Below are 11,689 nucleotides of genomic sequence, written 5' to 3'. Positions count from 1 at the left end.
TGGAATTACAGATAAAAAATACTCTCAAGTCAGTCTCAAAGCATCCACGACCTCTGACAAGTGTGTAGTAACTTCGAGCTACAACCTATTACAATAATGAGAATCATGAAAAAATGGTGAGAGGAACGAGCTAAGCACGTTCTTCTCACCTACCCTGTATTAGATTATCATTATCATTAAAGATTCAAGAAAGAAAAAGTGGTCGTGGATTGTGCAACCGACCACTTTATGGTCAATGCTGGAATTTGGAGAAAAATCAGCTTCACCATGACAACTATCGAACAACTTAAACAATCAAGTTTTAACGACCTAATCCTTGTGGCGCTATCACAATCTCGCACAAAAGCATCAGTCCTAAGTTCAATAACACTGTCGGCAAAGCTACCTCTTGCGAGGCATGTCATTTAGTGTCAATTTGTCATTAAATGACAAGTATTGAAAAGAAAGACGGCTATGAGGAGTGATAGTGACAGCGATACGACGAACGATCACAAATCAGGGGGGATGCGTGAGCAGCGGCATCAGCGGATGCGTCTGGAGATTTCGCGGGAGGCGGCGCGTTTGTTCTGGGAACACGGTGTCGCCGCCACGAGCGGTGAGCAAATCGCAAACGCGGTAGGAATCTCGGTACGTACCTTGTGGCGGTACTTTCGTAACAAGGAAAGCTGTGCTGAGCCTGTCTTGGCGCAGGATGTCGAGGAGTGTGTGGCGGTGTTGCGCCGCTGGCCTCGGGAGGTTTCCCTCGAAGATCACCTCTTCGAGTGGGCGACGAATCGCCCCAAGAATCCCGATCAGCAGTCCTACGACGATGCCGTGATCAAGATGACCGTGCTAGCTGAAAAAGAGCCGGATCTGCGTGCGGCTTGGCTAATGACTCACGATCGAATCGAGCGCGAGTTGGCTGAGATCATCGCGGATCGCCTGCGCCGTTCGGCTGACGATATCGAGGTGCGGCTGCACGCGGCGGCTGCCACCGCAGTCTTGCGCGTCATTAGTGAAGATGTCAGTGCCGCCCTGATGGCAGGAGCTGATCGCGCCTCTCTCGGCAACCCGATCAAGCACATGGCTCATGCCGTGCGCGTAGCCACTGGTGGAGCCGTCGGGGACCCGGTCGATCCCTGAAAACAATCGCAAAGGCAACTAGCAACCCGATCCAAGCACTACATATACCCATGAGTGAGGGGATAAAGATGAAGATCGAAGCAACCAAAGGAAAGAAGAGAAACCTAACCGAAGTCAAAGACGCGACTTACGTGGAGGCTGCCCAGAGAGGTGGACATCGGTGGTGGCGGTATCTCCTGGGACTGTTAGTCATACTCGTTTCGTGGTTGGTTGTCGGCAGCGTCGCTAGCGCGCTCGTGGCGTTCGCGCTTGACGGACAGGAGGGTTTCGCGGCGTTCCGTCGGGCGGATTTCTCCGGGTTCGGTTCCGTGGGGAGCTTCCTGGTGATCATGATGGGGTTCCCGTTCTTTCTCGGCGGGATTCTCATCGCCGTCTCCCTCATCCACCGTCGTCATCCCCTGACACTGATCACGGCGCGGGAGAAGATAAGCTGGCACCGTGTCGGTCACGGGTTCGTGGCGTGGTTCGTGCCATTCTGCCTGATAGGTGGGCTGGGACAGTACCTCTTCTACCCCGACAGCTTCTCCTTCAATTCCGACCTCACGAGCTTCGTCTTCTTCGTCCCGATCGCACTGGTTCTTACCGCGATCCAGACCACCACCGAGGAGCTTTTCTTCCGGGGATATATCGTGCAGGGCGCAAGCCTCATTTGGACCAACCGCGTCTTTCTGGCGCTCCTGTCGGCTGTGATATTCACCCTGCCGCACCTCCTCAACCCGGAGGCGCAGGCAGGCGGCTGGCTCACGGTTTTTTCCAACTACTTCCTCGTTCCGGGTCTGTTGTGGACTGTGGTTTCGTTGATTGACGGAACCACTGAACTCGCCATCGGCGTACACTTCGCGAACAACATCGGCGGTATCCTCCTGTTCAACATCACTGGAAGTGCCGTGACCACACCAGCTCTGTTCACAATCAGCAAGTACCACGCGACCTACGGGGCGCTATCAGTGCTGGTTGCAATCCCCGTGTTCCTGGCGATCGCCTACGGAGTGTTCGAGCATAAGGCCCCAACCCGTTTTCTAGAGCGATCGCATTGATCTTCGCGATCGCTCACGGCATCACCGTCTTCCCCGCAGCCTTGCTCGTGGGTCTGATCACCGCCGAAATCTACCGCCGCAGCGGCTCGGTCTGGCCCGCTGTCGTCGTCCACATTGTTTACAACCTGCCCCAACTCCCGTTAATGGTAGCTGCTGGCATAGGCTGATATGACGGATCATCTGGAGATTAAACCAATGGCAGTTTTGAAACAATTCGCGATTTTATTTGTATTGGGCAGTGTGGGAATTGTGATGTACACGATCGCGTCTATTCCTTTAGCCGAGCAACAGTTAGCGAAACTGTCTCCAGAAATGCTGGAAAAAGTGCCGCCATTGTGGATTTTAATGCTTCTGCAAGGACTACAGTATTCAGTTCTACTGGCAATCAGCATTCTGCTCGGAATTGGTTGTGCTTATCGTGTTGGCTTAAGATCCCATTTGATCGATCATTGGGTATTTCACACCGCTAAGTCTCTACCTTTTGCCGTTGAGATCAAGTGGAGCCTGGGTGTGGGTGCAGCGGCGGCGATCGTTCTCTTGTTGCTCGATCAGTTGATGCAACCTGTCCTACCTGAAGCGCTACGGGCAGCCAATAATACACAGCCAAGTTGGTTGAATTTGCTCACAGCAATGTTCTATGGCGGCATCACTGAGGAAATTTTGATGCGCTGGGGTTTAATGTCGCTGCTTGTTTGGATCGGATGGAAAGGGCTAAAACAAGGCGTTACGTTGCCAAGTCAAGGAATTTACCAGGGTGCGATCGTTCTAGCCGCGTTGGTATTTGGACTACTACACCTGCCAGCGACTGCCGCGATCGTTCCCCTCACTCCAGCTGTGATTATTCGGGCGTTGTTACTGAATGGAATTGGGGGGATTGCGTTTGGCTGGCTCTTTTGGCAATACTCGCTAGAAGCTGCAATGTTAGCCCACATCAGCGTTCATGCTTTTACCTCTGTTCTTAGCAGTTTACTGGCAAGGTTTGCTTAAGTTTTGAAATAGATCTCGTAGGGCTATCACTGCCCACAAAGCTTTACCGTGAAAGGTTTTACAAAGAAGGGTTTTAAAGATGGTGGGCGATGCCTACTACTTGAATTGATGCTCAACTCTACAGTTTTAAGGTGGTAAATCAAATGATTCAGTACAAAGATTTTGCGCCTCGGATTACTAAACGGGGTCCCTTCGGTGGCCCTTCCGAATATGAATTATTCTCTGAGGTTGTGAGTGAAGTCAATCAGTGGATTGCAAGTACAACGATACAGTTGATCAATGTTGAAACCGTTGTTTTACCAGATAGCTTGAAAAGCACAAGTGATGGTGTCTACGGCGTGACAGTCAGTAATGGGGTCTACCCAGTGATGATCAGCCAGGGCGTTACAGTCAATTGCTTTCAATGTGTACGTGTCTGGTACAGAGAATAAGCTTTATTAGAAAGAGAAAAAAATGAAACGATTTACCTTGTTTACTTTCCTGTATCTAGCGCTGGGAGCTTGCTTGACGGCGATCGCGCTTGGATACCCGAACCTGCCTTCAAGTCTTCAAACCAGCTTGTTCGCCAGTGCAGGAGCGTCCTACTTTGTTTGTTTTCTCAGTACCTTCCCATTTTGGCGCGAGGCGACGCTCGGCTTCTATCGCAGACGGAATTCAGCGGTCATTCTACCCTGGTTGGTAATTGGAGTAAATATTGTGGTGACGATCTGGGAGGCTCAGAGTCAAAACTGGACGATGGAAGCCATTTTAGGAGCGTTTTCGCGGCTATTAGTTGTCTTAATATTTGCGGAAGTCATTGTGATTACATGGCAAGTGAATTCTGAGCATTAATTGTTTGCTACCTGTAAACGTCAATAGCAAACGACTGACAACCTTTTGACCGAGTAGTTACAGTCAAGGATTCTGTTACATAAGTCAATGATATGTTCAAAACTGCAAAATTACGACGAGAAGTACTGGAATTCAACCTCTTTGGATTTCAACTCTTGTTTCAAAAGATACTGATGCGCCGCGTAGCCCTTTTCGCTCTTGCGCTGCTCTTTACCACCCATTTCGCCTCCGCTTGCACGGAGTCTACAGCAATCATGCCTACAATCACTTATCCTGAAACCAAGCGAGTCGATGTCGTCGAGGAACATTTCGGGCAGACGATCGCCGACCCCTATCGCTGGCTAGAAAACGATGTCCGCAACGACAGGTCAGTTGCCGCCTGGGTCGAATCGCAGAACAAAGTCACCCATGCTTATCTCAATACGCTGCCGGGTCGAGACGCTTTTCGGAAAAGCCTAACGTCATTGTTCGACTATGAACGTGTCGGGATACCGCACAAGCATGGCGACCAATATTTTTACACGCGCAAATCCGGTTTAGAAAATCAGCCGCGGCTCTATGTTCGCGAAGGCGTGAACGGCAAGGAGCGTGTTCTGATCGATCCCAATCGCTGGTCGTCCGACGGTGCCGACGCACTGGACGAATGGGATAGCTCGAAGGACGGTTCCCACCTCGCCTATGCGGTGCAGAAAGGCGGCTCGGACTGGCGCACCATTAAGGTGCTCGATGTCGCGACGGGTCAGGATCTTAAGGATGAGGTCAAGTGGGCAAGGTTCACAGGCATCGCATGGCTCAAGGACGGGTCTGGCTTTTTCTACGCCCGCTACCCCGAACCGAAGCAGGGAGAGGAAGCACAGTCGAGCGTGACCAATCATGCCATCTATTTCCACAAGCTCGGCACGCCCCAATCTCAGGATCGGTTGCTCTATGCCACACCAAACCAGCCGAACAGTATAAATTCCCTTAAGCTGACCGACGACGGTCGCTATGCCGTGGTCAGTTCTGCTGAAAATGCGGCAATCCACACTGTGGCGATCGTGGATCTCACGAGCAGCAACTGGCAGTCGCGCAAGCTGATTGAGAATTCCAACAGTACATGGGCAGTTCTGGCAAATGTCGGCACAAAGCTCTTTTTCTTCACCAACAAGGATGCTGAACGCGCCAAGATCGTCACGGTTGACCTTGCCGCTGCTGACCCAGTCTTTACCGATTTCTTGCCCGAACAGGATGCGATTTTGAACGATGGGAAGTTGATTGGCGGGCGACTCTTTCTCTCCTACCTCGTCGATGTCAAGACGGAGGTCAGGCACTACAAGCTCGACGGTACGCCGGACGGCATCATGGAGTTACCTGGTATCGGCACCGTGGGCGAGCTTCGCGGCGATCCGGAGGCTTCTGAGAGCTTCTTTGTCTTCAGTAGCTTTAACACTCCGGGCACCGTCTATCGATACGATGTGGCAACAAGAAAGACAGACATTTGGGTCAAGCCGAAGATTCAAGCTGACCTGGATCGGATCGTCATCGATCAGACCTTCTATAAGTCGAAAGATGGCACGCGCGTTCCGATGTTCGTGATTCGACGAAAGGATGTGACCGAACCTGCTGCTACTATCCTCTTTGGCTATGGCGGCTATAGCTTCAGCATACTCCCCGAATATTCAGCCGCCCTGATGGCATGGGTCGATCAAGGCGGCGTTGTAGCGATCCCTAACATCCGGGGGGGTGGAGAATATGGCGCGGCATGGCACGAAGCGGGGCGGGGCGAGAAGAAGCAGAACGTCTTCGACGACTTTATCGCTGCTGCTGAATATCTCAAGACCAACCGCATCGCACGGGACAACGGCATCGCGGTTTACGGAGACTCGAACGGCGGACTGCTCGTCGGTGCGGTCGTCAATCAGCGACCGGATTTGTTCGCTGCCGCGCTGCCCCAGGTGGGTGTGATGGATATGCTCCGCTTCGACCAGTTCACGGTCGGGAAATTATGGGTAGGCGAATTTGGATCTCCAGCACGGGAAGCGGATTTCCGCAACCTCTTCAACTATTCGCCTTATCACAACATTCAATCTGGCAAGGCATATCCCGCAATCCTCGCCACTACTGGAGACACAGACGATCGCGTGGTTCCAGCACACACTTTCAAATATGTTGCTGCACTTCAGGCGGCGGAGATTGGTGACAAGCCCCATCTTGCCCGCATCGAAACCCGTGCAGGACATGGAGAGGGCAAGCCCACCGACAAGATCATCGCGGAAACGACGGATATGTGGGCTTTTGCGGCTCACTGGACAGGGCTGAACGTCGGGAATGGGAAATGAATCGGAACACGACAACAGAACACCCCAACCAACGGGGATGAAACAACATAGGAGATCCACATGCTGAATGAAAATCGATTTCTTTTAATGTCTTTGGCGATCGCAGGCTTAGCGCTGGGCGGATGTCCAGCGTCGGCTGAGGGCAGCGATCGAGAAGCGCGGGATATCACGGTCACCTGCACGAGCACTGTTGCTTACGACGTAGGTGCCTGTCAGATCCTTGCTAATGCGAGATGCGATGGGGAAAGAGCACAGTTGAGGGGCGTACTGTCCAGCACGTTCCTTCCAGCCAACAAGCTTTACCAGAACACGGCTCGATACAGGTGCCTTGGCGCTTAAGCAGGGCTGTTTCATTCCCTAAAAGACTGTGATTTACAAGCGTATCAGCCAAAAAAATCAAGTGGTGAAAAAATTTGATTTGCTCATGAGTCTGGCGATACTCCTCCGGAGGAGTCGCCCCAAGGGGGCGATCGCACTTAAGTTTACTCGTTAAAGCAGTAATTTTTGATTACCAATTTCCTAAATTTTCTGGCTTATACTCTTGACAAAATCCTTACCTGAGCGAATGAAACAGCCCTGCTTGCGTAAGTCCTGGTTATTTTAGATTGAGGTACGATTTGCAAAGTAAAAATTTTGCCAATCACTGAAGAAGGAAAAGGAAAAAATAATATTTTTCGTTATAAATTTTATTTTTTACCTTCCTTTCCCCAGAAAATTACATAAATTTAATGTACGTTATTATATTGTCCCAAACAACCTATCCCCTGCATCTCCCAATCCTGGAATAATGTAACCATTTTCATCTAAATGGTCATCAATAGCCGTAGTGTAAAGAGGTATATCTGGGTGGACTTCGGTGAAATGCTCAATACCTTCTGGTGCAGCAAGTATGCAAAGAAACTTAATCGACATTGGATTCGTTGATTTAACTCGTTCAACTGCTGCGACAGCTGAGTTACCAGTTGCTAGCATTGGATCAACCACTAGTACATCTCGCTGATCTATATCCTGAGGAACCTTAAAATAATACTCAACGGGAATGAGGGTTTTAGGGTCACGGTACAATCCAATGTGTCCTACTGTTGCTGATGGTATAAGTTCGAGTATTCCATCCAAAATCCCTTGTCCTGCTCGTTGGATGGAAACAATCACCAGTTTTTTATCCAAAGCAATGACTGGGGCATTCATTGGTGCGAGAGGAGTTTTAATCTGTTCATATTTCAGAGGCAAATCTCGTGTTATTTCATACGTCAACAGCAGGCTAATTTCTTTGAGAAGGACTCGAAATGTCGTCGTAGTTGTTTCTGCTTTACGCATCAGTGTGAGTTTGTGTTGAATCAATGGATGCTCGATGACTTTAACTTGACTGTGCATATGTCTTAAATGTTTTATTATCCCAACCAAAAAGAACTTGACAGGCAAAATGTGTGCCTCATAAGAGGCAGAAGATATCACTCACCTCGCAAAATTCAAAATACGCCCTTCGGCATGCACTCACGTTGCAGTTCCTCCACAGGAAGCACAAAAAATGAATTCAGGACTTACCCACGAACAACGTAACAATAGTCCATAGCGATCCAACCGAACGACGCAGCCGTGCGGTTGTAGGGACTGGTACGAATCGCAACCAGATTTTCTAAAGTAACGCGTGGGTAAGTCCTATAATCGTGAACTTGAACAAAGCAAGAGTCACTAGCTTTTTGTCCATGTGCATTGCTTTTTCCAAAGCCAGTGACTGATAACTAGTGACTACTGATAGCTAGAATACTGTACCGTCGCTTTCTATCTGTATGGGGGGTACAGCACCCTTTCTACGTTCAGCTGCAATTTTGCGTCCAGCTGTCCAAGTTCCACCTTGGAGAATTTTTACTAGTGGTAGTTCTTCAGCACTCATGCTCAACTTGTCGCGTACTGTGGCGGCGATGCGATCCAACAGTATCACGGTCAGGGCACGCCATTCAACGATAACCTCTGATGCAACTGAATGAGACTGCAGCAAAATTTCCGGATGTTTAGGGCTAATAAGTCCCAAATCAAGACACAATCCCCCATTACGATATTCTGCTAATCCAGTCAGGACATCCAAACCAGTTATTTCCAAGCCAAGTTCTTGTAGAGGTTCAAGCAGAGAATAAGTTAGCCACTGAGAGAGTTTGTGAAATGGGACTAAGCCATCATCACTAACACGTGGATGAAACCAAGTATCTCCTAAATTTATTCGAGCAACCTCAATTCGTCCAGACCAAATCTCACTTAGCCCTTCTAAAACAGCACCTAACACATTTGCCGCAGCGACTTGCTTGTTATGTGAGTTTTGTATGAAAAAGTTTACCAAATTGCCCGGACGGGGATTTTCTTTACCAAATAGATGAGGTGAAGAAAGTAGGGCTTGACCCAATTTTTGCAGCAATTTTAACCGTCCAGCAATCCCCACCAAGGGATTGTTTGCATTCACACCAAACCCATCTGCCAATTCTTTTTCTGTTAAGGCTTGCAATTTTTGAGCATCAACTTGCAAAGGTGTTGTTTGCCTATCACTAGAAAAAGTTCCGTCACAAAACATATGAAAACTGGCAACAGCCAAACCTTCAGAACGCTTAAAATCTAGCTGAGTCTCCCGCTCATGATAATACCAACTTTCTCCTGCACCAGCATCTAATAAAACACTGATAATCGCCAAATCAAACTTAGCAACAGCTTTCTCTTCAGGCGTGAGTCCCGCCAACTTCTCATCCAACTGAGATAGACGCTGTACACCGGAAGCCTCAAAATGTCGCCAGCGGCTGTGAAAAGGAATTTGCAAATCTGGGTACTGTTCCCGCATCACATCAATAACATACTCCGCCACTTTTGGCAACTGCGTTAAATCGCAATTAAAGTGATGAGACTCACCAATAAGGGCCAACTCAAACAACTGCTCACAACGATCTCGGATAGCACTAGGCGATCGCAAATAACCAACCAACTCCTTCCCCTCTTTCCTCTGCCCTACGCCAGGTTGCACACTCGGGGGAACCCCCGCAACGCACTGGCTACTCTGCGCCTCTGCGGTTTCCATTTCCATTCCGATCCACTCCTAATATTCAGACACGCCATAACAGGAGTGAGAGAAGTTTCCCTCCCTCTCTCCTTCCCCTTGTCTTCTTATCTGCTGAAACTCAATCTGCTAAAGAACGCCCCTTAACATCGCTCAAACTATCGGAGTCTAACACCTCTGCTGTTGTATAATAACCAGCAGCCTTTTTCGCCTCTATCTCCACCCGCGCATCTTCAGGAATCAACTCTTCTGGAATTGGTATTCGTTCCACAATCTCAATTCCTGACTGAACAATGGCGTTGTACTTCATATTACTCATTGATACCATACGGTCAATACGGGTAATGCCCAACCAATGCAACACATCGGGCATCAGTTCTTGGAACCGCATATCTTCCACGCCAGCCACACACTCAGTGCGGGTAAAGTAGGCATCAGCGCGATCGCCTCCTTCTTGACGCTTACGGGCATTGTAAACCAGGAATTTCGTCACTTCTCCCAAAGCACGCCCCTCCTTACGACAGTAAACAATAACACCTACGCCCCCCTGTTGTGCGGTTTGTACGCAAACTTCAATTCCATGTACCAGATAAGGACGACAAGTGCAAATATCTGATCCGAAAACATCAGAACCATTACATTCATCATGTACTCGCAGTGCCAAAGGCTTCTGAGGATCACTAATAGCCGCTACATCCCCAACGATATACACAGTAATGCCTCCGATTGGAGGCAAAAACACCTCTAAATCAGGTCGTGTCACTAATTCTGGGAACATCCCTCCAGTTTGTTCAAATAAAGCGCGGCGTAACTCCCCTTCTGTGATGTTGAATCGTTTGGCAATTCCTGGTAAGTACCATACTGGCTCAATTGCAGCTTTCGTCACTACTAAATCGCCACCAGCTTTCATAATTTTGCCATCAACCTGTAAGCGTCCTGCTGTCACCGCCTCTTGTAATTCCGGTATGTTGATGTGCGCCTTTGTGATAGCGATTGTGGGACGAATGTCATATCCTTGTGTGTAATATGATGCAAATGCCTCACCAACCGTCGCCCCAAACGGATCAAGCGAGACAATTTTCTCTGGATCAGCCCAACTGGGATGTGGTCCAATATATTCTACTGGAGATGTATTAGTAAGGTCTGCCCTGTGATCTGACTGAAGAGCTCCGCTAGCCACCGCTAAGGCACGGTAAATCGCATAACCACCAGAGTGAGTGCCAATTACGTTACGGTGTCCCTGCTTAGTTAGTGTAGCAATGACTGGACCACGTTGCATTGGATCGGCTGCTCCCCATTGAATAGAAATCGGTTTGGGACCAAACCGACTGGGATGCGAAGTGAGAACAATATGCCCGGAAACGCTTTTTTGGTTTGGCATAGTCGTTTCTTTTTCTCTTACTTTTTATAAATTCTTAGTCATTTACCCTTCCTCTACAATTATCACGAGTTATGGCTTGTAAAAGTATGACATACCAATGACTATAAACAATGACTTTAAATATTGAGTTAGATCTTAATCGTATTCTAGACTACAGAAAACAGTAATGAATTTGCTATTTTTTATTCAACAGTCTTAAGTTTTGAACAATGAATGCTGAGTATTCTTTTTTCATTATTCATATTTTACTCAGTACTCAATACTTCTTAGTGACTTCTAAGATGAGAATATGCGAAATTTGATCCAGAACAACTATCAACTAACGATCTTGAATTCATGGATTCTTTACTTATCAATTCCTTACTTAAAGATTTGAAAAATCCGGATGAAACAGTCCGGGAACAAGCAACCAGGAAAATCTGGCGTATTTGGTTTCAGCAAAAGGGAGTTCATGGACTGGAAATTATTGAACGCAGTCAAAGGTTAATAGATTCTGGAAAAATTACGGAAGCTGAAGCTGTGCTGACAGAACTTATTAACAACCAACCAGATTTTGCCGAAGCTTGGAATCGCCGTGCTTTTCTTTACTATAGCAACTGCGAATATCGAAAGTCACTAGCAGATTGTCAAATGGTCGTCAAGCTCAATCCAATACATTTCGGCGCACTTCACGGTATGGGCTTGTGTTATAGCGCAATGGGAGAGTATGTTGAAGCGATCAGGGCATTTCACCGTGCTTTAGAAATTCAACCTTATTCTCAAGTCAATCAAAAATTTATTTTGGAATGTACTCTGCGATTGAACTAGATAACAAATTGGAGAAAGCAAAATTATCATATAAACCACTGGTTGTTGCAATAGCAACCAACCAAAACTCTGGCTTGGATAAAGTCACCTTTGGGATCAACTAGGTAACACAAGTAGAACAAGGGAGACTTTATCGGGCTATTGTAACTGCCATCTACAAAAACTACAG

General features: G+C 48.1%; 12 protein-coding genes. 9 read left to right on the top strand and 3 right to left on the bottom strand.

Going from position 1 to position 11,689, the window contains the following annotated elements:
* The first annotated feature begins 504 nt into the window (after positions 1–504).
* The 8 genes from DP114_RS26345 to DP114_RS35855 all read left to right on the top strand — a co-directional run bounded on the left by DP114_RS26345 (position 505) and on the right by DP114_RS35855 (position 6,788).
* Positions 505–1,122: a TetR/AcrR family transcriptional regulator gene (locus tag DP114_RS26345; RefSeq protein WP_246162796.1), complete on the top strand. Its 618-nt coding sequence runs from the start codon at positions 505–507 to the stop codon at positions 1,120–1,122.
* A gap of 68 nt (positions 1,123–1,190) precedes the next feature.
* Positions 1,191–2,159, top strand: coding sequence for a CPBP family intramembrane glutamic endopeptidase (locus tag DP114_RS26340; protein ID WP_171977521.1), 969 nt, complete (start codon positions 1,191–1,193; stop codon positions 2,157–2,159).
* 47 nt (positions 2,160–2,206) lie between these two features.
* On the top strand, positions 2,207–2,326 hold the full coding sequence (locus DP114_RS26335) for a CPBP family intramembrane glutamic endopeptidase (protein ID WP_246163415.1): 120 nt from the start codon (positions 2,207–2,209) through the stop codon (positions 2,324–2,326).
* A 1-nt stretch (position 2,327) separates the two neighbouring features.
* A complete protein-coding gene (locus tag DP114_RS26330; RefSeq protein WP_246162793.1) occupies positions 2,328–3,146 on the top strand; it encodes a CPBP family intramembrane glutamic endopeptidase in 819 nt (272 codons plus the stop codon).
* A gap of 143 nt (positions 3,147–3,289) precedes the next feature.
* On the top strand, positions 3,290–3,577 hold the full coding sequence (locus DP114_RS26325) for a hypothetical protein (protein WP_169267019.1): 288 nt from the start codon (positions 3,290–3,292) through the stop codon (positions 3,575–3,577).
* 22 nt (positions 3,578–3,599) lie between these two features.
* On the top strand, positions 3,600–3,977 hold the full coding sequence (locus DP114_RS26320) for a hypothetical protein (protein WP_048871163.1): 378 nt from the start codon (positions 3,600–3,602) through the stop codon (positions 3,975–3,977).
* Between the two features lie 92 nt (positions 3,978–4,069).
* The gene (locus DP114_RS26315; RefSeq protein WP_216669941.1) at positions 4,070–6,295 is read left to right on the top strand and encodes a prolyl oligopeptidase family serine peptidase; all 2,226 of its coding nucleotides are present in this window, start codon (positions 4,070–4,072) and stop codon (positions 6,293–6,295) included.
* 367 nt (positions 6,296–6,662) lie between these two features.
* Positions 6,663–6,788, top strand: a complete 126-nt coding sequence (locus DP114_RS35855; protein ID WP_256379285.1) for a hypothetical protein — start codon at positions 6,663–6,665, stop codon at positions 6,786–6,788.
* 245 nt (positions 6,789–7,033) lie between these two features.
* Here DP114_RS35855 and upp read toward each other — a convergent pair whose 3' ends face one another.
* From upp to DP114_RS26300, 3 genes are all read right to left on the bottom strand, one after another.
* On the bottom strand, positions 7,034–7,669 hold the full coding sequence (gene upp / locus DP114_RS26310) for a uracil phosphoribosyltransferase (RefSeq protein ID WP_169267018.1): 636 nt from the start codon (positions 7,667–7,669) through the stop codon (positions 7,034–7,036).
* 385 nt (positions 7,670–8,054) lie between these two features.
* The gene (locus DP114_RS26305) at positions 8,055–9,359 is read right to left on the bottom strand and encodes a URC4/urg3 family protein (protein WP_171977519.1); all 1,305 of its coding nucleotides are present in this window, start codon (positions 9,357–9,359) and stop codon (positions 8,055–8,057) included.
* Between the two features lie 94 nt (positions 9,360–9,453).
* Positions 9,454–10,713 (bottom strand): GTP cyclohydrolase II, encoded by a 1,260-nt coding sequence (locus tag DP114_RS26300; protein ID WP_169267016.1) that lies wholly within the window; start codon positions 10,711–10,713, stop codon positions 9,454–9,456.
* Positions 10,714–11,049: 336 nt separating this feature from the next.
* Between DP114_RS26300 and DP114_RS26295 the strand changes: the two genes are divergently transcribed.
* The gene (locus tag DP114_RS26295) at positions 11,050–11,520 is read left to right on the top strand and encodes a tetratricopeptide repeat protein (RefSeq protein ID WP_169267015.1); all 471 of its coding nucleotides are present in this window, start codon (positions 11,050–11,052) and stop codon (positions 11,518–11,520) included.
* The last annotated feature ends 169 nt before the right edge of the window (positions 11,521–11,689 follow it).

The sequence above is a fragment of the Brasilonema sennae CENA114 genome (genome assembly GCF_006968745.1).
GTDB classification, from domain to species: domain Bacteria; phylum Cyanobacteriota; class Cyanobacteriia; order Cyanobacteriales; family Nostocaceae; genus Brasilonema; species Brasilonema sennae.
This window is presented reverse-complemented; position numbering and strand designations above follow the sequence as displayed.

Coding starts and splice junctions, on each gene's coding strand:
- DP114_RS26330 (WP_246162793.1), top strand. CDS start 2,328: ATGACGGATCATCTGGAGATTAAACCAATGGCAGTTTTGAAACAATTC.
- DP114_RS26340 (WP_171977521.1), top strand. CDS start 1,191: ATGAAGATCGAAGCAACCAAAGGAAAGAAGAGAAACCTAACCGAAGTC.
- DP114_RS26320 (WP_048871163.1), top strand. CDS start 3,600: ATGAAACGATTTACCTTGTTTACTTTCCTGTATCTAGCGCTGGGAGCT.
- DP114_RS26345 (WP_246162796.1), top strand. CDS start 505: ATGCGTGAGCAGCGGCATCAGCGGATGCGTCTGGAGATTTCGCGGGAG.
- upp (WP_169267018.1), bottom strand. CDS start 7,669: ATGCACAGTCAAGTTAAAGTCATCGAGCATCCATTGATTCAACACAAA.
- DP114_RS26305 (WP_171977519.1), bottom strand. CDS start 9,359: ATGGAAATGGAAACCGCAGAGGCGCAGAGTAGCCAGTGCGTTGCGGGG.
- DP114_RS26295 (WP_169267015.1), top strand. CDS start 11,050: ATGGATTCTTTACTTATCAATTCCTTACTTAAAGATTTGAAAAATCCG.
- DP114_RS26315 (WP_216669941.1), top strand. CDS start 4,070: ATGTTCAAAACTGCAAAATTACGACGAGAAGTACTGGAATTCAACCTC.
- DP114_RS26300 (WP_169267016.1), bottom strand. CDS start 10,713: ATGCCAAACCAAAAAAGCGTTTCCGGGCATATTGTTCTCACTTCGCAT.
- DP114_RS26325 (WP_169267019.1), top strand. CDS start 3,290: ATGATTCAGTACAAAGATTTTGCGCCTCGGATTACTAAACGGGGTCCC.